This window comes from Alteribacillus sp. YIM 98480 (assembly GCF_009765375.1).
GTDB lineage: Bacteria > Bacillota > Bacilli > Bacillales > Marinococcaceae > Alteribacillus.
Genome location: NZ_VTOK01000001.1, coordinates 439,041 through 463,057 on the forward strand (window position 1 = coordinate 439,041; position 24,017 = coordinate 463,057).

A 24,017-nucleotide genomic window follows, 5' to 3' on the forward strand; every position below is an offset into this window, starting at 1 on the left:
ATATAAATTATTTGGGGGAATGCAAATGAGTGTAAAGGGAAAAGTTGTCGTTATTACTGGTGCAGGCGGAGGGTTAGGACAAGCTACTGCAGTTCGTTTTGCAAATGAAGGAGCAAAGCTCGTTTTAGTAGATTTAAGTGATCAACCGATGGAAAGAACAGTTTCTTTAGTAAAGGAAATTACCCAGGATGTCCATACCGTAGAAGCAAATGTGACGAATAGTAACGACGTACAAAACTATGTAAAAGAAGCGGTAGATACATTTGGATTTATCGATGTTTTTTACAATAACGCTGGAATTGAAGGATCGGTTACGCCAACAACACAATATGACGAAGATGAATTTGATAAAGTGATGGCAGTAAATACAAGAGGTGTCTTTCTAGGGTTGAAATATGTTTTACAACAAATGCAAAAACAAAAATCAGGGAGCATTATTAATACAGCTTCTGTGGCAGGAATTTCAACTCAGGAAAATCTTAGTGCTTATACAGCTAGTAAACATTCTGTCGTGGGTTTAACGAGAGCGACGGCTGTTGAGAACGCTAAATTAAATATACGAGTAAATGCTATTTGCCCTGGTCCCATTGATACGGTTATGGTCAGGCACGCTGCTGAAAAATTTAACCCTGTTAATCCAGAAGAATTTTATGACTTAGTAAAAGGAATGGTTCCTGCCAATCGACTAGGTAAACCAGAAGAAGTTGCAAGTCTTATTGCTTATCTTGGAGGGGATGAGTCAGGTTTTATTAATGGTGCAATGATTGCCATTGATGGTGGTATGACAACAACATATTCATAAATTTTTTCCACCTTTCATTCATCTCTTTTCTGGGGGAAGAATACACTCTAAATTGTGAATAATTTATAACTCAGGAAATTATATTCTTTTAATTAGACATTGACATTAATAAGAAAGGGTGAGTATATTGCCTAATTTAGAACCGGAAGCAAAAGCTTATTTAAAATTATTTAATGAGATGCCAGCTATTCAATCTATGGACCCGCAGACAGTTAGGGAAATGTTTGCACAAGCTCCTCCTGTTGAGGTAGAGCTGGCACCGCTCGCTAAGGTTGAAAATCGTCTGATTCCTGTTAGCGAGGGAGAGGAAATTAAAATTAGGATTTATACTCCAGAAGGACAAGGACCTTTTCCGCTTTTTGTTTATTACCATGGAGGCGGCTGGGTTTTAGGAGATATTGAAACATCTGATGCAAGCTGCAGAATGATTGCCAATCGAACAGGATGTGTTGTCGTTTCAGTCGATTACCGCCTTGCTCCTGAATATAAGTTTCCAATTCCAGTGCAAGATGGCTATGCTGCCCTAAAATGGGTTAATGAAAATGCCGCGTCATTAAATGGAAGCGCTTCCAACATAATAGTAGGCGGTGATAGCTCTGGCGGAAATCTGGCAGCTGTTGTTTCGATGATGTCCAGGGATCTAAATGGGCCAAAAATTACGGCACAGGTTCTTATCTATCCAGTAACAAACTTAGGTTATGATACAGCGTCTTACGAAGCATTCCAAAAAGGTTTTGGTTTAGATAGAGAGCTAATGATTTGGTTTGGTAATCATTACATCAGAACTGAAGCAGATCTAAAAGATAAATATGCAGCCCCGCTATTAGCAGAAGATTTAAGTAATCTCCCTCGAGCTTTCGTAGTCACAGCCGAAGTTGACGTGCTGAGAGATGAAGGTATAGCTTATGGACAACGTTTAAAAGAAGCTGGGGTAAAAGTGGAAACAATTTGTGAAAAGGGTTTAGTTCACGGTTATTTTACGGATATGGCTTTCTTTTCAGATAGGATTAAAGGCACTATTTCCAAAATTGCTCAGTTTTTGAATCGTGCCGATCAAAAGATAGAAAATGCTTAATTAATATTATTTTACTTTATTGTCCCCGTACTTTACTAAAGCTTCTATAATCTAATAGATTTATTGTTTCAAGAAGTACTTTGTATGTATTTAAGGTAAGGGAGGAATATTCAAGCATGACTAATAAAAAAGACAAGATCATTAAATTAGACGCAGTTGTCGTAGGAGCAGGGTTTTCGGGGTTGTATATGCTTTATCGCCTACGGGAAGCTGGTTTTAGTACGAGAGTGTTCGAAGCAGCAGATGGTGTAGGCGGTGTATGGCATAAAAACCGTTATCCTGGAGCTCGTTGTGACAATGAAAGTATAGATTATAACTTTACTTTCTCTGAAGAACTTTTCAAGGAATGGAATTGGTCACATAAATTTTCCGAACAATCTGAAATATTAGATTACCTTAATTACGTGGCTGATAAGTTTGATTTACGTCGCGATATTCAGCTCAATACTCGAATTACTGCTGCTCATTATGATGAGGAAATTAATAGGTGGAATATTCAAACGGATGAAGGAAGTACACTATCTGCAAAGTACTTTATTTCAGGAGCAGGCTGCTTATCTGCTGCTAACATTCCTAAGTTTAAAGGTTTAGATAGCTTTGATGGTGAGTGGTATCACACTGGAAACTGGCCAAAGGAAAAAGTAAACTTCAAGGGGAAACGAGTTGGAGTTATAGGGACTGGATCCACTGGTGTTCAACTCATCCCAGCTATTGCAGAAGAGGTAGACCATCTTACTGTTTTCCAGCGGACACCACAATACAGTGTGCCAGCAAGGAACCATCCATATGACCCAGAATATTTAAAACAAGTGAAAGACAATTTCAGTGAGTTTAAGCGTAAAAGGCGATATTCCTTTGGTGGATTTCCAAATGATGTGGAAGCTAGACCATCAGCACTAAAAGATACTCCAGAAGAGCGAGAGAAGCTGTACGAGGCTGCTTGGCAAAAAGGTGCGGTGAGCAGCTTTTTCTTGGAAACGTACGAAGATTTAACGGTAAACGAAGAAGCAAATGAAACATTGGCAGCGTTTATCCGTAAAAAAATCAGGGAGATCGTCAAAGACCCTGAACTGGCTGAGAAATTAATGCCAACCTATTATTATGGTACGAAACGACCGATTCAGGATACGAATTATTATGAAACCTATAACCGTGAAAATGTTTCTTTGGTAGATGTGAAGGCAAAACCTATTGTTGAAATTACACCAAAAGGAATTCGAACAACCGATGGTGAGTATGAACTGGACATTATTGTTTTTGCTACAGGTTATGACGCGATGACAGGTTCATTATTTAAAATTGATATTCGTGGTAAAGATGGGATAACACTTAAAGAAAAATGGGAAGATGGGGAGCAAGTAAAAACATATCTTGGTATTGCAACTTCTGGCTTCCCTAATATGTTTATGATTACAGGTCCTGAAAGTCCTTCTGTACTAAGTAATGTACCCACTTCTATTGAACAGCACGTAGAATGGATATCAGATTGTATCGAATATCTTCGAGAAAATGAAATGAATATCTTTGAGGCAAAAGAAGAAGCTGAAGAAGAATGGAGCAAGCATTGTCGGGAGGTAGCCGAAGCTACTCTCTTTACAAAGACTGATTCTTGGTATCTCGGTGCGAATGTTGCTGGTAAACCAAGGAGATTCCTCATATATCTTGGCGGGGTTGGACCATATCGCGAGAAATGCAGTGAAGTTGCGGCTAAGGGCTATGAAGGATTCTCACTGCGGAGCTCACTAAAAAAGGCTTGAATACTCTAAAAAGATAAAAAAACGGAGGCTGCCTGTTTCCAAACATAGGGAACAGGCAGTTTAACATTTTAGCTTAGTTGTTAGATAACCAGATGAATATTAAAAATGAGGAAATTATAAAATTAATACACAAAATAATTAGAGGTTAACCGATTAATTGATGATGGAGTTAAAAGAGCAGAAAAAGAAAAGTAATAAGAAAGTGTTTACAGGAGATTTAGCAGTGATGAATGAAGATGGTTATTTCTTTATCGTTGGAAGAAAAAAAGACTTAATTATTGCGAGCGGTTACAGTGTCTGCCCATCAGAAGCCGAGGAAGTAATCTGTCAGCATACTGCGATAAAAAAAGCGTGTGTGTTCGGATTACCGAGTGCTTACCGTGGAGAAACAGTGAACGCTGTAATCGTTTCAAATCCCCATACATTAGACGAAACGGCAGATATTGCTTTTTGATTTGGCTCGCAAAACTTGGTAAAACACCGATTCTCTTAAAAAAGAAATCTCTGGATTTGTAGCAAATCGAATGCTTGGAAATCTAATGAACGAAGCTATATATCTTTACGAAAATGAATATGCTACTGCAGAAGAAATAAACCTTGCTTGTACAAAAGCATTGAATCATCCAATCGGCCCGTTTGCTCTCATTGATTTAATAGGGCTTGATTTTCACAACGTCCGTTTGCAGCGTTAGAAGAGTCAGAAAAACCTTCTTTATTTTTTCTATGAGCGGCATGGTGAACTAGGCTGAAACCGGAAAAGGTTTTTACGTATATCCCTAACTAATAGCTAGGAGTGAAGCAAATGAAATTTAATCATATTTTACTAGAAAAAGAAGAACAGCTGGCGTTTATTACTATTAATCGACCGGAAGTACGAAATGCAATAAATGCAGATACGTTAGATGAAATACTCGCTGCTCTTGAACAGGTAGGTCAAGATGAGGAAGCAGCATGCGTCGTATTCACAGGCAGCGGAGAAAAGTCTTTTGCGGCGGGAGCTGATATTTCCCAGCTTGAGGAAAAGTCCAGCATAGACATATTACATTCAAATGGTATGCAGGAAGTTTATGATAAAATTGAAAGTTTTGAAAAACCAACGATCGCAATGGTTAATGGCCTAGCACTTGGTGGAGGTTGTGAACTTGCTATGTCCTGCGATATTAGGATTGCATCGAAAAAAGCCAAATTCGGTCTTCCCGAGCTGAATTTATCTATTATTCCAGGAGCGGGCGGCACTCAACGGTTAGCTAGATTAATAGGAAAAGGAAAAGCAATGGAATGGATTCTTACTGGTAAAATTGTCCCACCGGAAGAAGCATACCAGTTTGGTTTAGTTAGTGAGGTGACAGAACCCGCTGAATTACTCACAAAAACGAAAGAATGGGCAAGTTCCATTATGGAAAAAGGACCATTGGCCGTTCGACTAGCAAAGCTTTCTGTCAATCTGGGATATGAAACAGATATGAAAACAGGCCTTGCTATTGAAAAACTATCCCAAGCGGTACTGTTTGATTCAGATGATAAAACAGAAGGGACTAGAGCATTTTTAGAAAAAAGAAAGCCGTCGTTTAAAGGCAGTTAAAAAAATGAAATTTTCCCGTATCTAAGGTTGTCCTGAATTTGGACAATCTTTTTTAAAAGGTAAGAAATTATAAAGATTTAGCGTTTTTGATGTCTAGCTCAAGCGCCTACTCGCTCGAGATTCCTTCGATTCGTCAATGGAAAGCAAAGATCAGCTTCCCATATGCCGACCCTCCAGGACTTGTCGCTCGTGAGCAAGGCGGTTGCGCTTTTCTTATATTAAAGGAATATTTACCTTTGTTAAAGGATCAAAGTTATAAGTGAAACTACGACTTCTGCCATAAAAACTTGGCGATAAGTCAGTAAGTCGAGTTTTTCTAAAATCCAGAAGAACTTTGTAAAAGATTGCTGTAAGAAGGAGAATTCTAATGAAAGCAAGAATGAATTAGTAACAAACCCGGCTTAACATTTTTCAGATTTCTTTTGACTAGAAAGGAAGAGGTCATTGATCACAAAGTTTATAGCTCCTGAAATTATCTTTGGTGAAGAGGCTATACAGCAAACAGGCGAGAGTTTTCTCCGCCTCGGTGCTCAAAGAGTATTAATTGTAAGTGATCCAGGTGTGGCAGAAGCAGGCTGGACAGAAAAAGCAATACATAGTCTTACTGAAGCTTCATTAACATGTATATCCTACTTTGAAGCGACGACAAATCCGCAAGTGAAAGAAGTGGAAAAAGGAGCACAAATCTATATAGAGAATGAATGTGACGCTGTACTTGGGGTAGGCGGGGGAAGTGCACTTGATGTGGCAAAAGCGATAGCTGTATTAGTTAGCAATGGAGGAAAAATAGAAGATTATGAAGGCATTGATAAAATAAAAAAGCCTCTTCCTCCAACTATAATGATTTCCACTACATCTGGCTCTGGCTCAGAGGTATCTCAATTTGCCATTATTTTAGATCCGGCTCGAAAAAAGAAAATGACAATTGTTTCGAAGTCACTTGTTCCAGATATTGCCATCATCGATCCCTTTACATTGATGACCAAGGATAGCTTATTAACAGCTGCTACTGGTCTAGATGTGTTAACTCATGCAATTGAAGCTTATGTTAGTGTAGCGGCAACTCCGTTAACAGATGTACAAGCGGTCCGTTCAATGGAATTGGCAGAACGATACTTACGTCCCTCTGTAGCTTCAAAAACAAATTTGGAAGCAAAAAAAGCAATGGCGATGTCAAGTTTGCAGGCAGGATTAGCTTTTTCGAACGCCATACTTGGTGCAGTTCATGCAATGTCACATGCGATCGGAGGGCAGTATGAGCTTTCACACGGGGAAATTAACAGCATTTTACTGCCTCATGTCATGGAGTTCAATTTTATTGCAGCACCAGAACGGTTCGCACATATTGGAACTATTTTTTGTAAACAAGAGTACACCGATAACCGAATAGATTATGGACGTGGTGCGATAGCAGCGATTAGGAATTTAGCAGACGATATTGGAGCACCTAAAACGCTGCGTGAAGCTGGCTTGAAAAAACCTGATTATGAGTTGATGGCTGACATTGCTCTTAATGACGCATGTATGGTAACAAATCCAAGAGATGTTACAAAGAAAGACATCGAACAATTATTACAAAATGCTTATTAAAAAGGAGAAGAAGCATGTTTCACGAAAAGGAAGCAGTCATTGAGAAGCTGACTGGTGTGAAGTCCTCTAAAAAGAGTTATTATACAGAGCTTAAAAGAACGATTGCAGAGTTAGAAAGAAAAAATAAAAAATTAGAAATTTTGAGCGACATCGCAAAAGGGTTTCATGTACACCGGCCTATACAGGAATCACTTGAACGGGTTATAAGCCAATTATATGATATGTATCCTATGCAGCGAATCAGTCTTTCCTTATTAATAGATGGAGAACTTCAACTGCAAAGCATGTATCCTGAAATTTTAGCACCATTTCCGGTGGGGACTATTTTTCCAAAGGAAAAATCCTTATATTGGAAAGCTGCGGAGAGAGATATTATTGTTATTCATGAATTTGATGAATCTACTATTCATTTTAAAGAAGAAATAGCTCTAGCTCGTATTAATATTTACCATCTCTGTATTGTTCCGTTGATTGTGAAAGAAGAATTGGTAGGCGTTCTTTCCTTTGGCAGTGAAAATAGAATAAACTATGACATTTCTGATATAGAGTTTTTAAGACAGCTTTCTGATCATTTAGCGGTCCTGGTCGAAAATGCAAGATTATATCAAGCGGTGCTGCAAGGAAGAGATGAATGGGAGCAAACGTTTCAAGCTGTAGCTGACATTTTAATTTTAACGGATCGAAATCAGCGGATTGTACGATGCAATAAAGCGGCTAATGATTTTTTTCATGTAGAAGAGTTGATTGGGCGTTCTTTCCATGAATTAATATGCAGGGAATCTCACCATCCCTGTCCTTTTGAAGATAGCTTTTATACAAACGAAATGAAAAACTATCAGTTAACAGTACAACCGGAAAGAGTTTGTGATATCCAAACGTTTCCCGTAATCGACGAAACACAAACAAGCATTGGAATGGTTATCTACATAAAAGATGTTACAGAAAAAATAAGAACGCAGGCACAATTACAGCATTCTGGAAAACTGGCGGCCATCGGAGAAATGGCAGCTGGGGTTGCACATGAATTAAATAGTCCGCTTACAGCTATTTTAGGGAATACACAATTACTGAAACGTTCATTGGGACGAGAAAATACAAACTATAATCTAGTCGAGGGTATTGAGAGAAGTGGAAATCGCTGCAAAACCACTATTAAAAATTTATTATCTTTTTCTAGACCTGAAAAAAATGAAACAACACAGTGTTCATTTCAACAAGCAGCAGAAGATGTATTAAGTTTAATTGGCTTTCAAATTGAAAGAGAACAAATTACGATTAATAAGAAGTTCGCTCCTGACCTTCCTTCTATTGAAGGCAGTCCGCATCAAATAGAACAGATTTTAATTAATTTATTATTAAACGCCAAAGATGCTCTTTTGAGTAAAAAAGATTATAAAAGAATCATAACAATAGAGACCGGTATAATGGAACACGCTCAGGAAAAAGGGAATTACATTTGTGTTAAAGATAATGGAATTGGAATGGAAGAAAACGTTATGAACAATATATTCAAACCTTTTTATTCAACAAAATATAAACAAAAAGGCACCGGACTTGGACTTTCAGTCAGCATAGATATTGCTAAATCACATAATGGCACAATATTAGTAAGCAGTAAAAAAGGAAGCGGGAGTGAGTTTACCCTTTGGCTTCCAGAAAGGGGGTAGTCCATGAATATACTTACGATTGATGATGATAGAGAAATTTTAGATTTTTTTCATCATTTATTTCATCAAAAGGGTCATCAGTTATACTTTGCGCATGATAAAAGCTCAACAGAGAAGGCAATCAAGCACACTTCGCTAGAAATTGCGTTTATCGATTTGAAGCTGCCTGATGTATCTGGTTTACAACTACTAAAAAAAGTGAAACAAGCACACCCAGCATGCAAAGTAGTGATGATGACTGGATACAGTACGGTACAGACCGCTGTCGAAGCAATTAAGCTTGGAGCGGAAGACTACATTGAAAAGCCGTTTGAAGACATAACGCTTATAGAAAAAGTGATTCAGCCTGAAAATGATGAACAGGATATTGACTCTTACATTCAGCTTGCCAAAAATTCTGGATTGATTGTTGGAAAAAGCCAGCGCATGAAAGAGGTTGTACGTATTGCCTCAAAGTTTGCGACGAAAAACCTCAACATATTGATTGATGGAGAAACGGGAACTGGTAAAGAAGTGATGGCAAGATATATACACGAAGCTTCTAGTAAGCATAAGAATGAAGGGCCTTTCCTTGCTTTAAATTGCGGGGCTGTCGCAGAACAAATATTAGAGAGTGAACTATTTGGTCATGAAACTGGAGCATTTACAGGAGCTGTGAAAACCCGTAAAGGATATTTCGAACTTGCTTCTAATGGAACACTCCTTCTTGATGAAATTGGAGAAGCAAGTATGCCTATTCAAGTTAAATTGCTAAGGGTCTTAGAATCTAGAGAATTTATGAGAGTCGGCGGGGAAAAAACCCTGCGCACAGGTGCACGTATTTTAGCTGCAACGAACCGTGATTTACGAAAAGAAGTGGAAAAAAACCGGTTTAGGGAGGACTTGTTATTTAGACTTGAAGCTGTAACGATAACTATACCGCCTTTGCGGGAAAGAAAAGAAGATTTGTTAGAGATTTCCTATTTTATTTTGAATAAAGAAGGCTTTTCTCATCTTACATTAAGTGAAGAGGCTTTGGAGCTTTTGTATGAACATGACTGGCCCGGAAATATTAGGGAATTGACAAACGTATTAGTAAGGGGAGCAGCAGAATTAGAGGAAAACATTAATGTTATTCTTCCTAGTCATTTATATATTCCTTTAAATGTATCAATAGTAAAGGACCAAAACAATTTTGTAGAAAGAGAGAACAGCGGACCAATTTCTGCTCAGTGGAAGGCAGAAATATTGAAACGTATAGACAGAGGAAATTCCTTGAATTTGTCTCATGTTATGGAAGATATGAAAAAGGCGGAATTACAAGTGAGCAGAGAAATTGCAAAGAAAGCACTTCATTCCGCCAATGGCAGCCAAAAAGAGGCAGCTGAGAAGTTAGGGGTGACCCCAAGAAAATTAAGGTATATTTTAAATGAAAAGATGTAACTTGAATGATCATCGCTATGCAGAAAGGAGCAGTCCTCTCGTTCGACTGCTCCTTTGGCATTATTAAAAGAATCCAAGTTTATTTTCACTGTAACTGACGAGTAAATTTTTCGTTTGTTGGTAATGGGACAGCATCATTTGATGATTTTCCCTGCCGATGCCGGACTTTTTGTATCCTCCAAATGCAGCATGAGCGGGATAATCGTGATAACAATTTGTCCAGACTCTTCCGGCTTGAATATTTCGGCCAAAGCGGTAAGCCTGGTTAATATTTCTGGTCCATACTCCTGCCCCGAGACCGTACAACGTGTTGTTGGCCATTTCTAAAGCTTGCTGGGGGGTGTCAAAAGTGGTTACAGAAACAACCGGCCCAAATATCTCTTCCTGAAAAATCCGCATACGGTTATTACCTTTAAAAATAGTCGGCTGAATGTAATATCCGTTCTCTAACTCTCCGCTCTTTATTTGTTTCTCTCCACCTATAAGACATTCTGCTCCTTCTTTTTTGCCAATATCGAGATAAGACATGATTTTCTCCATTTGTTCTTGAGAAGCCTGGGCTCCCATCATTGTTTCCGTATCAAAAGGATGACCAGTCTTAATAGCTTCTACCCGAGCAAGGGCTCTTTCCATAAAATCGTCATAGATGGAAGACTGTATTAATGCACGGGAAGGACAAGTACATACTTCTCCTTGATTTAAGGCAAACATGACAAATCCTTCTACAGCTTTATCTAGATAGGCATCATCGTTTTCCATTACATCATCAAAAAATATGTTCGGAGATTTTCCACCCAATTCTAATGTGACGGGAATAATATTTTCTGATGCGTATTGCATGATCAACCTTCCCGTAGTGGTTTCTCCGGTAAAGGCTACTTTTTGAATTCTGCTGCTTGAAGCTAGTGGTTTACCTGCTTCAACTCCAAAACCGTTAACAATATTCAAGACTCCTGGAGGGAGAAGGTCTGCTACAATTTCCAGCCAAATCATAATAGAAGCAGGAGTTTGTTCAGCGGGTTTTAATACAATGGTATTTCCTGCTGCAAGAGCAGGAGCAATTTTCCATGAAGCCATAAGCAAGGGGAAATTCCATGGTATAATTTGGCCGACAACGCCAAGCGGCTCGTGAAAATGATAAGCAACAGTGTCCTCAGATATTTGAGAAAGTGAACCTTCTTGTGATCGAATTGCACTAGCAAAATATCGGAAATGGTCGATCGCTAAAGGAATGTCAGCGTTCAAAGTTTCTCGTATGGCTTTGCCGTTGTCCCACGATTCAGCTAAAGCGAGTTCTTCTGTATGTTGTTCCATTCGGTCTGCAATTTTAAGAAGGATATTTGCACGTTCTGTTGGCGAGTATGCAGCCCATACATTTTTGACACTATGTGCAGCATCCAGGGCTAGTTCAATATCTTCTGAGGAAGAACGAGCGATTTCAGAAAAAACTTCTCCTGTAACCGGCGTGACATTTTCAAAATAATCCCCTTTTAAAGGAGGTTTCCATTCTCCATTGATAAAGTTATCATATTTTGATTGAAATGATATAAGAGCATTCTTCGTATTTGGACTAGCGTAACGCATAAGTATATAACTCCTTTCTAAGGGAAGGGTGCACCAAAAGTTTTGCACCCTTTATAAGCTCATTAATCTTGGTTTACTTTTAAAACAATTCTGCCATTGATATCTCCTTTTTCCATTTGATCAAATACATCATTTATGTCATCTAATTCTTTTGTTTCAATCATCGTTTTAATTTTGCCGTCAGCTGCTAAATCTAAGCATTCTCTAAGATCCTTACGCGTACCAACAATCGAACCTTTAACGGACACACCATTAAGAACGGTATCAAAAATAGGTATTGGAAGCTCATCATTAGGAAGTCCGACTACGACCAGGCTTCCTCCACGCTTTACTGATTGATAGGCCTGTTCAAAAGCCTTTTTTGTGACAGCCACGCTAATGGCAGCTTGTACACCGCCCAGTCGATCGTGTATAGCTGCAGCAGGATCTTCATTCATTCCGTTAACTGTTTCATCTGCACCTAAGTCTTTAGCCAGCTGCAGTTTTTCATCACGAATATCAACAGCAACAACCTTTAGTCCCATTGCTTTTGCATATTGAACAGCAACATGGCCCAGGCCTCCAATACCATAAACAGCTACCCAATCTCCAGGCTTAGCTTCAGAAACTTTCAAAGCTTTGTAAGTAGTAACTCCGGCGCAAAATAATGGAGCAGCTTCATCAAAGGATAATGAATCAGGAATTTTAGCTGTGTAAGCAGCAGGTGCTTTGCAATATTCAGCATAGGCGCCGTCAACTGAGTAACCAGCATTCAGTTGATCCGGACAAAGCGTTTCTTTTCCTGACAAGCAATATTCACATTCGCCGCATGCTGAGTAAAGCCACGGAATCCCGACTCTGTCTCCTGTTTTTAATGACGTGACACCTTCTCCAACTTTTTCTACTACACCCACTCCTTCATGACCTGGAATAAGCGGAAGAGTTGGTTTTACCGGCCAGTCGCCGTGTGCGGCATGTAAATCGGTGTGACATACCCCGCAAGAATGAATCTTAACTAAAATTTCTCCATGTCCTACATCTGGAATTGGCACATCCTTAATCTCTAGTCTTTGATGAAACTCATTTACAATTGCAGCTTTCATCGTTTGGATTCCTCCTTTTATTGTTGTACACCCTTTTGAAATGCAAGGTTTGTGCCAAAAAATCTAATATAGTATACGTTTTCAAAAATGTGGTCACGGCCCCTATTCTTTTGAATTAATGCCTGCCTTTAAAAAATAAGTTAGGAAAACTGCCAACAAAATGTCGGCATTACGTTCCGAAAAAACGGCACTCATCACTTGAATAACCACTTGCACATATGTGCAAGTGGTGCACAAATTAAAATAATTTTATTAATATGATTGACTGTTTAAAAACGAATGATTTAATATATTGAACAAGGAAGCACAAATGATTAAATAAAAGCACATATGTGCAAGAGGCAAGTTGAAAGGAGGGAGTTTGTGGATTGGAATGAAGAAAGACGGTTAATCAAGGTCGCAAAAATGTATTATGAGGAAAATCTTACTCAAAATGAAATCGCTAACAAACTAGGAATATATCGGACAACCATTACTCGTTTATTGCAGCGGGCACGAGATAAAAATATTGTTCAAATTTCCATTAAGGGCGATTATAGTGAACAGGTCGCTTTAGAAACGGAGCTTGCAAATTATTTTAATTTGAACGAAGCTATCGTAGTTCCTGCTTTTGAAAGTCAGAGCTCCAAAGAAAAAAGAACAGCACTAGGAAAAGCTGCTGTCGCGTTTCTAAATAACATTATTAAAGACGGAGATGTTATTGGTTTCGCGTGGGGAAGTACATTGGGAAGCATGGTAGATCAGCTAGAACGCTATAAGGAAAGAGAAGTAGATTTTGTTCCGCTTGTTGGAGGTCCTGGAAAAATGCCAGTCGATCAACATGTCAATACGATCGTTTATACTCACGCAAAAGCGTACAGCGGAAAAGCTCATTTCCTTGATGCTGCAGCTATTGTGCCATCTGTTCAAAGTAGAAATGAGATTTTTGAATCCGATTACTTTCAGGATATTTTATCGTTATGGGAACGTTTAACGATAGCAATTGTCGGTATTGGAGCACCGCTTAGTTCTTCAAATCTAGTATTTTCCGGATTTTTAGGAGATAAAGATGTTGAAACGTTGAGAGCGCTTCAACCAATTGGAGATATTTGCTCAAGATTTTATAACATTCACGGAGAAAAATTAAGAAGTGATATAGATGATCGAACGATCGCTATTGAACTAAAACAGTTAGAAAAAATGAATTACTCGATAGGTGTTGCTGAATCTGCTGAAAAAGTGGAATCTATCACAGGAGCATTACGAGGAAGGTATATTTCTCATTTAATTACGAATGATTTAACCGCACAAGCTATTTTAGATTATGTGAAAAGGGAGGGAGATAGATGATTTTAGTATTACTTGCAATTGTGGCCATTATTTTTATTCTACAATGCATTCTTGGCTTTTGGCAGGTGAAAAATTTTAATTTACATTATGCTGAATTGAGGAAGCATGGAAAAGTAGCTATAGGAAGGTCTAAAGGCCTCATAAGAACAGGCGTAGTCTTACTGATTAGTATTGATAATAATACTCGTATTAAACAAGTTAGAAAAATGCAGGGAGTTACCGTATTCGCGAGGTTTAAGAACATGAAAAGCCTTGAGGGAAGTCACTTGTTAAAACCAGATAATAAGGCATTGAATCAGATGGACCGTTTTACTAAAAAGGCCTATGAAGATGCTCAGCATGTGTATCGTATTATACAGGCTGGCGGTGAAGTTCCGAAGCCGAAAAGTCCTTTAGAGAAATTATTTAGTGTAATGCAAAAGAAAAAAGGTGAGGTGAGCAGTTCATAATGGATTTCCTAGTTAATATAGCAGAAGGATTTATTGGATTATTTGAACGAGGCGCAGAAACATTTATGGGATTTGTTACAGATATTATTCCTTTGTTAATTATGCTTCTTGTTGCTATGAACGGCCTCGTTCAATTAATTGGACAAGAAAGAATTGAAAAACTAGCAATGAAGTCATCAGGGAATATTTTTACAAGATATTTAGTGCTGCCAACATTAGGAACCTTCTTTCTCTTAAACCCGATGACCTTATCACTAGGCCGATTTCTACCTGAAAAATATAAACCGGGATATTACGCGTCTGCTAGTTATTCCTGTCACTCTATGAACGGACTGTTTCCACACGTCAATCCAGCCGAACTATTTGTATTTTTAGGGGTTGCAGCTGGGATTGAGCAGCTTGGATTTTCTCAAGCAGACTTAGCACTTCGTTACTTTTTGGTCGGTTTAGTTATGAACATGTTTCGCGGCTGGATTACGGATATTTGTGTCCATTATGTAGAAAAACAACAAAAGACGAAATTAAAAACAACAGTATCTGATTCGGTTAAAGGGGGAAGTCTCAATGCCTAATGAAGAGTATTCTACTGTAAAAGTGGAGAGAGGTTCAGGAGGTTTTGGCGGACCATTAGAAATCGCTCTAAATGAAAAAAGAAATAAGATCGTTAACATTACAGGAGGCCCAATTTCTCCAGTTGCCGAGCGTATCGCTGAATTGACGGGTGGAGAAATTGTTAACGGCTTTAAAACAACTGTTCCAGAAGAGGAAATGGCTTGTGTCATTATAGATTGCGGGGGGACGCTTAGAGCAGGTTTATATCCAAAAAAGCAGATTCCTACTATTAATATAATGTCGACTGGCCCGAGTGGTCCATTAGCAAAATTTATAACAGAAGATATTTACGTTTCGGGTGTGAAACCGGAGAATGTGCAAACAACTGAGGGGAATAATGATCAAGTAAACAAAGCTGAGCCTAAAGACGAAGTAGAAGAAGTTCAACAAGCACCTCAGAAAAGCTATGATACTTCAAAAAAAGTAAGTGAACAATCTTCCGAAAACCTCATGACGAAAATTGGAAAGACAATGGGGAATGTGGTAGGCGTTCTTTACCAAGCTGGACGAGATACAATCGACACTGTCATAAAGACTATTCTGCCTTTTATGGCGTTTGTATCGATGCTTATCGGCCTTATTTTAGAAACTGGGATCGGAGATGTTTTTGCGAATATATTGTCACCGCTTTCCGGAAGTATATGGGGGCTGTTGCTCTTATCAGCAATTGTATCCTTTCCACTCTTGTCTCCATTCCTTGGGCCAGGAGCGGTTATTGCACAAGTCATAGGAAGCTTGATTGGTGTGGAGATTGGAAGAGGCAATATCCCGCCGCAATTTGCTTTACCAGCTGTATTTGCGATCAACTCCCAGGCAGCAGCTGATTTTGTTCCTGTAGGTCTTGGGTTAGCAGAAGCAGAACCGGAAACCGTAGAAGTAGGAGTTCCTGCTGTGTTATACGGAAGGTTTCTTACTGGGGCACCGACTGTTTTTGTTGCATGGTTAGCAAGCTTTGGTATGTATGAATAAAAATTTTAAGGAGGATCATGATGGCACAAATTTATAGAACTACCGTAACAGAATTAGGTCCAATGGTAACCGAGTTTTTAAATGAAAAAATCATTATTCTATTTAAAGGAGACGCTCCTGAAGAACTAGCTGAATATTGCGTACTTCATGAAATAAATCAATTAGATGGAGAAATCAAAGAAAACGATGTATTTACGATAAATGAAGAGGAATATGTGATCACGGGAGTAGGAAGCGCTGTTAATAAAAACTTAGAACAGCTTGGTCATATCACTTTAAAATTTGACGGGAGTACAGAACCGGAACTGCCAGGTACGCTCTCCTTAGAAGAAAAAGAGATTCCAGAAATAAAACAGGGAGATAATCTTCAAATCATACGCTAATATTATAGGAGGTATAAACATGTCTTTAAAAGAGAAAGTAGCTATTGTAGCTGGAGGCGGACAAAACCTCGGGGAACATATCAGCTATCGATTAGCACGCGAAGGATACGGAGTGGCAGTAACTGATATTAATGAGGAAAATGCTGTAACGGTTGCTAGTGATATAGAAAAAGAAACAGGTCAAAATGTGATTGGTTTTAAAGCAGATGTAACAGATGAAGAAAGTGTTTCCGAAATGGTGACGCGGGTTAAAGAAGAGTTGGGAAGAATTGACTTACTTGTTTTCAATGCAGGTGTAGCAAAAAGTACTAAAATCACTAATTTTGAATTGGAAGATTGGAAAATGATGGTGGATGTCAATTTAACGGGATACTTTTTATGTGCCCGTGAAGTTTCAAAAGTAATGATTGACCAAGGGGAAGGAAGCATTATTCAAATTAACTCTAAATCAGGAAAAGTAGGGAGCAAACATAATGCCGGCTATTCATCCTCAAAGTTCGGAGGAGTAGGCCTCACTCAAAGTTTGGCTCTTGATCTTGCTGAGCACGGAGTTAGAGTGAATAGTATTATGCCTGGTAATTTATTAAAATCACCGATGTTCCAAAGCCTCATTCCTTCTTATGCCAAAAAGCTGAATATTAGTGAAGATGAAGTTGAACAAGTGTACATTGACAAAGTACCTATGAAAAGAGGATGTACGTATGAAGATGTTGCCAATGCTATTGTTTTCTATGCATCCGATCAAGCTTCTTACATGACTGGACAGTCTATTAATGTGACAGGCGGACAAGTGATGCACTAATATAAAGATAGAGCTTTACGTTAAAACAGGCGAAAGGAATATAAAGGAATGAAAATTTTAATCGATTCTGCCAATATAAAGAAGATTAATAGGTTAAACGAAATTTACTATGTACACGGGATAACAACAAACCCTTCTATACTGGCAAAAGAAGAAACTTACCCTGAAAAATCTCTTAGCCAAATTAATAAAGTAATAGATGAAAAAATGGAATTTCATATCCAGGTTTTAGCAGAAACTGCTGAAGATATGGTGAAAGAAGCAAATCATATTCTAAATACGTATGGAAGAGCCGTTTATATAAAGGTACCGGTATCCGAAGAGGGTTTTAAAGCTATAAAATGGCTGGCGAAAGACGGGGTGAAAACAACAGCTACCGCAGTGTTTTCCGTACAGCAAGGCATTTTAGCAGCTTTGGCAGGAGCTCACTATATAGCCCCTTATGTTAATCGCATTGACAATTTCAATGGAGACGGCATTGAATTAATACAACGATTGAGTGAATTATTTGAGAAAAAACAAATCAAAACAAAGATCTTAGCAGCAAGCTTTAAAAATACAAAACAAATAGAGGATGCTTTGCTGGCAGGAGCTCATACTGTGACAGTGCCGCCTGACTTACTGGATAAAATGGGGAGCCACAAAGGGACAGACGAAGGAATCAAAGGGTTTATTCATGACTATGAGGCAGCCTTTAAATAAAAAGGTGCTAATCTTACATGAATTATAAGAAAGTAGTGATTAGACGAAATGAAAGCTGTCATATTTGATTTTGACGGATTAATCATGGATACGGAAACTCATCAATATGAAGTCCTTCAAGAAATATTTTATGAACATAACAGTGACTTGCCGCTATCTGTTTGGCAAAAAGAGATAGGCACATCTACTGACTTTTGTCCTTTTCAGTATTTAGAATCCCAGACGAAAAAAAAGTTAGATAAGGTAAAACTTCAAAAAGCCCTTGATATGCGTTTTCAACAACGTTTAGCGAAAGAGGCGGCAAGACCTGGTGTCAAAAATTACTTGAATGAAGCGAAAAGTCTTGGTTTGCACATTGGATTAGCCTCTAGCTCTAATTATCAGTGGGTTTCCACTCATTTAGAAAACTTAGGATTGTTTCCGTTTTTTAAATGTATTAAAACCTCTGATGATGTGGAAAACGTAAAACCTGACCCCTCTTTATATTTAGAAGCTGCCAAGTGTTTACAGGTTGATCCTAAAGAATGCATCGTTTTTGAAGATTCAGCGAATGGAGCATTAGCTGCTAAAAAAGCAGGGATGCCATGCGTTATTATACCTAATAAAGTGACAAATGAACTTGAATTTTGCAAGGTAGAACGAAGATTGCTGACGATGGAAGAATGTACGTTAAATCAATTGATTGAAGATATTAAAACAAAAAAATAGTCAAGCGGAAAAGGGCTGTCCAAATGTAAACGTTGGACAGCTTTTTCTAAGGAAGGTAAGAACTTATAAATAGTTGGCGTTTTACATGTCTAGCGCAAGCGCCTACTCGCTCGAGATTACTTCGGTTCGTCAATGGAAAGCAAAGATCAGCTTTCCATATGCCGCCCCTCCAGGACTTGTCGCTCGTGAGCAAGGCGCTTGCGCTTTTCTTATTAAGATCAACAGGTATATCACTATAAATTATCGAAAGAATGAAAATAATGAATTTATTAGTAGGTCGGGCCAAACGTTACGGGGCAAAAATGAAACGATTCATTCATAAAACAATAAGGCAAAAAATTTTCAAAAAGCATCTGAGAGATAAAAGATACGAATCAAATTTTTGGAGAAGCCAAAGATGTAGTACAACAACATATCAATGAAGCTGAAGAAGTTATTATTAAAAATCTACTCACTCTATCAACTTTCATTCAGATTTTGATAACTAGATGTATGGAGTTCAAGAGGGAGGCGAGTGCTTAAGAAAGTTAAAGGTATTGAAGTTTGTTACACTATAATTGATTTTATCAAAACAGATTAACCAGTTAGAAATACCGATCCTCACCCGCCTTGATATGGATTAGTGATAAAATATGTATATAAAATACATTTTATTATAAAGGATGAAAAGGAATGAATCCCTTAAAAAAAGCGTTGTTCATCACGTTAGGAAGTGTTTCTATCTTCCTTGGAATAATAGGAATTATACTCCCGCTGCTGCCGACAACCCCTTTTTTGCTGCTTGCAGCTTATTGTTATGCCCGATCCTCAAAACGGTTATATGAAAAGCTTTTGCATACAAAATACTTAGGAACTTATATTAAAAACTACCGAGCTGGTAAAGGAATCCCTTTTAAATCGAAAATAATCGCTGTACTCGTTTTATGGATCAGCGTGTCCTTTTCGATTTTCCTTATCGTTCCGCTTGCCATTGTACAAATATTGCTGTTCATAGTAGCAGCGTATATTACCTATTATATTATGTCGTTGAAAACATATAAAAAACAGGAGAATAGCAGTATTGTTTCTAAAAACAAAAAGTTTATTTAATATAAAGATCTCCGCCTGAATAAGTTGAAATGAAGACGTTTTTAAAAGCAGCAGAACTGCTTTAATAACGGGCGGAGGTGTGAGGAAAATGAAAGCAGCCGTATTAGGAGCTGGACTTATGGGAAAGGAAGTGGCAAGAGATTTATTAACGAATCCAGCTGTTACAAAAGTAGCTCTTGCAGATGTAGAGAAGAAAAAAGCTGATGCTGCGATTGCTCCGTTAAAAGATAGCCGCCTAACTTCAGTTTATGTGGATGCTACGGATGAAAAACAGCTAGCTGCCTTTATAAAAAATTTTGATGTGGTAGTTAACGCGTTATTTTATACTTTCAATGAAACGGTAGCTAAAACAGCTATAAAAACAGGTGTACATGCATGTGATTTAGGCGGTCATATTGGAGAAGCAACTGATCATATTCTAGAATGGAAACAAGAAGCAATAGAGGCTGGGATTACCTATATACCTGATTTAGGTGTGGCTCCTGGAATGATAAATATATTGACGGGTTATGGAGCCGAGAAGCTTGATGAGGTAGAAAATATTTACTTGCGTGTTGGCGGTCTCCCATTACGACCTGAACCTCCCTTTGAGTATAATCATGTGTTTTCTATAGAGGGGGTATTTGATCATTATACAGACCCTTCTCTCATTATTCGAAATGGTGAACTCACATATGTTAAGCCGTTGTCAGAAATAGAGCCGATTTACTTTGAGGGTTTCGGACCATTAGAAGCATTTCATACATCTGGAGGTACTTCTACGCTTCCTAAAACGTTTCCCTACGTGAAAAATTTAGATTATAAAACAGTTCGTTATCCAGGACATGCGGAAAAGTTTAAACTTTTCGTCGATTTGAAAATGACAGATCGAACGTATCAGGTAGATATTGGAGGACAAAAAGTAAAGCCAAGAGAAGTGCTTCGTGAAGTATTGACCCCTGTTGTTGATTTAAAAAACAAAGATGATGTTGTGCTGCTGCGGGTACGAACAGAAGGTATAAAAGACGGGAATAATACAGCCTATGAATTTGAAATGAAAACGGTCAAAGACAGGACTTTAAATGTCACTGCTATGGCTCGTGCTACAGCTTATACGATTTCGATTGCCGCACAAATGATGGGAAGCGGTTTAATAAAAAAAAGAGGTATCTTTTGTCCAGAGGAAATAGTACCAGGCAAAGAATACATCGAAGAAATGGCAAAAAGGGGAGTTGTCATTAAAGAAACAACCAATTAGGGAGGGGAAATTCATGAAAGCAGGCTATGCTTATCAAAATTATATTAACGGCGAATGGAAAAGTGCACAAGGAGAATCGGAAAAAGTAATTAATCCGGCAAATGAGAAAGTACTGGCTGAGGTTAATCTGTCCTCTCCTTCAGAGGTGGATGAAGCTGTAAATGCAGCTAAACGTGCACAATTATTTTGGAAAACAGTTCCTGCACCGGAAAAAGGTGAAATGCTTTTTGAAATATCTCAAAAATTGAGAGAACAAAAAGAAGAACTCTCTCAGATTTTAACCGCAGAAAATGGTAAACCAATCCAAGAAGCACGCGGTGAAGTGCAGGAAGCAATTGATATGGGTTTTTATATGGCAGGAGAAGGCCGCCGATTATTCGGGCAGACTGTCCCAGCTGAACTTCCTAACAAGCATGCGATGAGTATTCGAAGTCCTGTTGGAATTGCTGGATTAATAACCCCGTGGAATTTTCCGATTGCGATTGCCAGCTGGAAAATGTTCCCTGCCATCATAAGCGGCAACACGGTAGTGTGGAAGCCGGCCTTAGAGACACCAGGGATGGCAAATGCCTTTGTTCGTATTCTAGATGAATGCGGTCTGCCTGCAGGGGTTGTTAACCTCGTACATGGTGCAGGAGAAACAGTTGGAAATGCCATCGTAGAGCACGAGCAGATCGACATTGTATCCTTTACTGGTTCTACCAAAACGGGCCGTCTGATAGCTAGTAAAGCCGGTAGTATGCTGAAAAAGGTATCACTGGAAATGGGCGGAAAAAATGCCATTACGGTAATGGATAGTGCAGATATTGACTTGGCAGTGGACGGTATTTTATGGAGCAGTTTTGGAACAAGCGGGCAGCGCTGCACTGCTGCGAGCCGTGTTATTGTTCACCAGGATATAAAAACAGAACTAGAAAAAGTTCTCGTAAAACGATCAAAAGAGCTAACAATTGGAGATGGAGCGAAAGAAGAGACGGATGTTGGCCCTGTGATCAGCCGCCAAGCATTAGAAAATATTCATGAATACGTTAAAATTGGCAGAAAAGAAGGCGAACTTCTGTGCGGCGGCCGTATCCTAAGTGAAGGGCAGCAAGGTAAAGGCAATTACTATGAACCGACAATAATAACAAACGTTCAACCAAGTGCAAAAATTGCTCAGGAAGAAATTTTTGGACCGGTTATAGCTATCATACCTGTAGAAAATTTCGATGAAGCAATGCGGGTTAATAATGATTCAGCTTATGGATTATCAAGTTCCATTTTTACAAAGGATGCAAATGAAGTATTTCGGGCCATGCATGAAATGGATACGGGAATTGTCTATGTAAACGCGGGGACAACCGGGGCTGAAATCCATCTGCCATTCGGAGGAACAAAGAAAACAGGTAACGGCCACCGTGATTCCGGAACCGCTTCATTAGATGTGTTTACAGAATGGAAAAGTGTGTACGTAGATTACAGCGGTAAACTTCAGCGCGCTCAAATAGATAATAATTAGCAGTTGAAATAAGGGTTTCTCAAAAGTGTCAATGCTTGCGGGAAACCCTTCTTGTATTCGTCAACTCTTTGTACATACATCTGATTGATGAAATTATAGAAAAAGTATGATATGTTTGGGAGAAGAAATAGGAGGGATAGTAATGGAAAACCTCGATTACTTGATTATTGATGGCAAAAAAAGAATATCGATTCAGCCGCAAAGAATGGCAGTTTACCTCCAAAGCAAGATTGTAGAAACGGTAGATAAAAATAGAGGCGTTTATTATCTTTTCTTCTATAAAGACGAATATCTTACTGCTTTAAAAGCAGCAAGTGTACGACGGCGTTCTCACTTAGAAAAAGCTTTTAAACATGGAATGACATTTCCTTCTGCCCACCCTTTTTGCCGCACGGTTTTATCTTCTGAAGGAACTTTTCAAAAACGAAGCTTCAATCAGATGCACGGAAAACTGCAAAAACAGTATACCCCTCATGAAACCGCCCTTATTCTAACTTTCTTCGATGCGTTTATCCCAAAGAGAAAACTTTTTAAAGACATTCAAGCCTACTTTTATCAATATCGCCGCAATGGCCAATTATTTGCTGCTTACCGTATTTTGCGTATATTGTTGGATTTTACGCCAAAGCACAGCTGGGTAAAGCAAACAGCAAATGAATTAGGATATGCAAAATTCAAAATGATGTATCAAGAGATGGCCGGCACTTTATGGGAAAAAGACCCTTTATTTGTGGAAAAAGCTTTGTTTGCCCGTCGGAAAAAACATCCGGAAAGAGCCGAGGAGCTTATCGATTTTCTTAATAATGAGGAGCGTTGGATAGATGCTCTGGCTTTGTTAATGAATCAGCTTATCCAAACTTCATCTGCTGTTTATTACAATCAACTCCAGCAATTACTTAATAAGCAATACACACATACTGATCTTCTTTTTATCTTGGAAGATTTATATCAGCGCATTCCGAATTTAGAATCCCTTCAGTATGAGTTACTCCGTTTTTATCTAAAGTATCATCATCTTAATTCATCCGTCCAATTAATGAACAAACACCACATGTCTCTTAAAGAAGAACAATGGTCGACGTTAGAAACAATGTTAGAAAACATAGATGTTGTTTCAGCGGATATTCAAGTTGAAGAGCTCAACTCCTACCTTGCCTCTCTTTTTAAAACACAACCAAGAAAAGCAGAGACCATTCTGCAAAAGTGCGTCACTCAATTAATGGAAAGCCGCGACCTCTCTTATATTTCCAATTGGCTTGATCCTATTAAAGAAATTTATTCCCAATCGTTAGTGGTAAAACGTATAGAACAAATGAAACAGCTCAGTGATGATCCCGATAAACAGCGGCAGTTAGGTGAGTTATATTATCATTTTGATCAGCTTGATCAGGCCATTGAGTGTTTCAGCTGGGAAATGGAGATGGACAAATCAGATCCTCTTCCTGTACGCTGGCTTTCAAAAATATATTTAGAAGCAGGGAAAAAAGAGGAGTCAAAAGCATATCAGCAGCTTTATCGAGATATGCAAAATAAGGCAAACGCATAACAGACCGTGCTGAAACTCGCCAATAGGCGGGTTTTTTTATTTAAACAAGAAGGGATTGATCTTTCCTTTTTAACAAAATAACCTTTACATATTGGAAAAAATTGATTAAAATTATCTGTGTTAATACAAATA

General features: G+C 38.5%; 25 protein-coding genes. 23 read left to right on the forward strand and 2 right to left on the reverse strand.

Features of this window, described 5'->3' with window-relative positions; genetic code table 11:
* Positions 1–25: 25 nt before the first annotated feature.
* The 10 genes from FZF09_RS01960 (at position 26) to FZF09_RS02005 (ending at position 9,895) form a co-directional block, all read left to right on the forward strand.
* Positions 26–802 carry an SDR family NAD(P)-dependent oxidoreductase gene (locus FZF09_RS01960; RefSeq protein WP_158734867.1) on the forward strand — a complete coding sequence of 259 codons (777 nt, stop codon included), beginning with the start codon at positions 26–28 and terminating at the stop codon, positions 800–802.
* Positions 803–929: 127 nt separating this feature from the next.
* On the forward strand, positions 930–1,877 hold the full coding sequence (locus FZF09_RS01965; protein ID WP_233269370.1) for an alpha/beta hydrolase: 948 nt from the start codon (positions 930–932) through the stop codon (positions 1,875–1,877).
* A 116-nt stretch (positions 1,878–1,993) separates the two neighbouring features.
* On the forward strand, positions 1,994–3,634 hold the full coding sequence (locus tag FZF09_RS01970; RefSeq protein WP_158734868.1) for a flavin-containing monooxygenase: 1,641 nt from the start codon (positions 1,994–1,996) through the stop codon (positions 3,632–3,634).
* A 160-nt stretch (positions 3,635–3,794) separates the two neighbouring features.
* Positions 3,795–4,088 (forward strand): AMP-binding enzyme, encoded by a 294-nt coding sequence (locus FZF09_RS23215; protein ID WP_158735032.1) that lies wholly within the window; start codon positions 3,795–3,797, stop codon positions 4,086–4,088.
* Between the two features lie 85 nt (positions 4,089–4,173).
* Entirely contained in the window at positions 4,174–4,326 is a 153-nt protein-coding gene (locus FZF09_RS01980) for a 3-hydroxyacyl-CoA dehydrogenase family protein (protein WP_233269371.1), read from the forward strand.
* A gap of 110 nt (positions 4,327–4,436) precedes the next feature.
* Positions 4,437–5,216, forward strand: a complete 780-nt coding sequence (locus tag FZF09_RS01985; RefSeq protein WP_158734870.1) for an enoyl-CoA hydratase/isomerase family protein — start codon at positions 4,437–4,439, stop codon at positions 5,214–5,216.
* 89 nt (positions 5,217–5,305) lie between these two features.
* Positions 5,306–5,479, forward strand: coding sequence for a hypothetical protein (locus tag FZF09_RS01990; protein ID WP_158734871.1), 174 nt, complete (start codon positions 5,306–5,308; stop codon positions 5,477–5,479).
* 181 nt (positions 5,480–5,660) lie between these two features.
* The gene (locus FZF09_RS01995) at positions 5,661–6,806 is read left to right on the forward strand and encodes an iron-containing alcohol dehydrogenase (protein ID WP_158734872.1); all 1,146 of its coding nucleotides are present in this window, start codon (positions 5,661–5,663) and stop codon (positions 6,804–6,806) included.
* Between the two features lie 14 nt (positions 6,807–6,820).
* Complete coding sequence (locus FZF09_RS02000; protein WP_158734873.1) at positions 6,821–8,473, forward strand: ATP-binding protein; 1,653 nt, start codon at positions 6,821–6,823, stop codon at positions 8,471–8,473.
* A 3-nt stretch (positions 8,474–8,476) separates the two neighbouring features.
* On the forward strand, positions 8,477–9,895 hold the full coding sequence (locus FZF09_RS02005) for a sigma-54-dependent transcriptional regulator (RefSeq protein ID WP_158734874.1): 1,419 nt from the start codon (positions 8,477–8,479) through the stop codon (positions 9,893–9,895).
* A 63-nt stretch (positions 9,896–9,958) separates the two neighbouring features.
* On the opposite strand, the gene exaC is transcribed toward FZF09_RS02005, so the two are convergent.
* Both exaC and adhP read right to left on the reverse strand, forming a co-directional pair.
* A complete protein-coding gene (exaC, locus tag FZF09_RS02010; protein ID WP_158734875.1) occupies positions 9,959–11,479 on the reverse strand; it encodes an acetaldehyde dehydrogenase ExaC in 1,521 nt (506 codons plus the stop codon).
* Positions 11,480–11,541: 62 nt separating this feature from the next.
* On the reverse strand, positions 11,542–12,561 hold the full coding sequence (adhP, locus tag FZF09_RS02015) for an alcohol dehydrogenase AdhP (protein ID WP_158734876.1): 1,020 nt from the start codon (positions 12,559–12,561) through the stop codon (positions 11,542–11,544).
* 363 nt (positions 12,562–12,924) lie between these two features.
* Between adhP and FZF09_RS02020 the strand changes: the two genes are divergently transcribed.
* The 13 genes from FZF09_RS02020 (at position 12,925) to FZF09_RS02080 (ending at position 23,885) form a co-directional block, all read left to right on the forward strand.
* Complete coding sequence (locus tag FZF09_RS02020) at positions 12,925–13,890, forward strand: sugar-binding transcriptional regulator (RefSeq protein WP_199256741.1); 966 nt, start codon at positions 12,925–12,927, stop codon at positions 13,888–13,890.
* Positions 13,887–14,339 (forward strand): transcriptional regulator GutM, encoded by a 453-nt coding sequence (locus tag FZF09_RS02025; protein WP_158734878.1) that lies wholly within the window; start codon positions 13,887–13,889, stop codon positions 14,337–14,339. Before FZF09_RS02020 ends, FZF09_RS02025 begins: the two co-directional genes overlap by 4 nt.
* A complete protein-coding gene (srlA, locus tag FZF09_RS02030; RefSeq protein WP_304503048.1) occupies positions 14,339–14,911 on the forward strand; it encodes a PTS glucitol/sorbitol transporter subunit IIC in 573 nt (190 codons plus the stop codon). The genes FZF09_RS02025 and srlA overlap by 1 nt, the downstream gene beginning before the upstream one ends.
* Entirely contained in the window at positions 14,904–15,920 is a 1,017-nt protein-coding gene (gene srlE / locus FZF09_RS02035) for a PTS glucitol/sorbitol transporter subunit IIB (RefSeq protein WP_158734879.1), read from the forward strand. The genes srlA and srlE overlap by 8 nt, the downstream gene beginning before the upstream one ends.
* A 17-nt stretch (positions 15,921–15,937) precedes the next feature.
* A complete protein-coding gene (locus FZF09_RS02040; RefSeq protein WP_370514409.1) occupies positions 15,938–16,303 on the forward strand; it encodes a PTS glucitol/sorbitol transporter subunit IIA in 366 nt (121 codons plus the stop codon).
* A 19-nt stretch (positions 16,304–16,322) separates the two neighbouring features.
* Positions 16,323–17,105: a sorbitol-6-phosphate dehydrogenase gene (gene srlD, locus FZF09_RS02045; RefSeq protein ID WP_158734880.1), complete on the forward strand. Its 783-nt coding sequence runs from the start codon at positions 16,323–16,325 to the stop codon at positions 17,103–17,105.
* A 48-nt stretch (positions 17,106–17,153) separates the two neighbouring features.
* A complete protein-coding gene (locus FZF09_RS02050) occupies positions 17,154–17,807 on the forward strand; it encodes a transaldolase family protein (RefSeq protein WP_158734881.1) in 654 nt (217 codons plus the stop codon).
* A gap of 48 nt (positions 17,808–17,855) precedes the next feature.
* The gene (locus FZF09_RS02055; protein WP_158734882.1) at positions 17,856–18,515 is read left to right on the forward strand and encodes an HAD family hydrolase; all 660 of its coding nucleotides are present in this window, start codon (positions 17,856–17,858) and stop codon (positions 18,513–18,515) included.
* Positions 18,516–18,600: 85 nt separating this feature from the next.
* Positions 18,601–18,837, forward strand: a complete 237-nt coding sequence (locus FZF09_RS02060) for a hypothetical protein (protein WP_158734883.1) — start codon at positions 18,601–18,603, stop codon at positions 18,835–18,837.
* A 350-nt stretch (positions 18,838–19,187) separates the two neighbouring features.
* On the forward strand, positions 19,188–19,604 hold the full coding sequence (locus FZF09_RS02065) for a YbaN family protein (RefSeq protein ID WP_158734884.1): 417 nt from the start codon (positions 19,188–19,190) through the stop codon (positions 19,602–19,604).
* 88 nt (positions 19,605–19,692) lie between these two features.
* Positions 19,693–20,841, forward strand: coding sequence for a saccharopine dehydrogenase family protein (locus tag FZF09_RS02070; RefSeq protein ID WP_158734885.1), 1,149 nt, complete (start codon positions 19,693–19,695; stop codon positions 20,839–20,841).
* Positions 20,842–20,854: 13 nt separating this feature from the next.
* The gene (locus FZF09_RS02075) at positions 20,855–22,339 is read left to right on the forward strand and encodes an aldehyde dehydrogenase family protein (protein WP_158734886.1); all 1,485 of its coding nucleotides are present in this window, start codon (positions 20,855–20,857) and stop codon (positions 22,337–22,339) included.
* A 142-nt stretch (positions 22,340–22,481) separates the two neighbouring features.
* Positions 22,482–23,885, forward strand: a complete 1,404-nt coding sequence (locus FZF09_RS02080) for a hypothetical protein (protein WP_158734887.1) — start codon at positions 22,482–22,484, stop codon at positions 23,883–23,885.
* Positions 23,886–24,017: the final 132 nt, after the last annotated feature.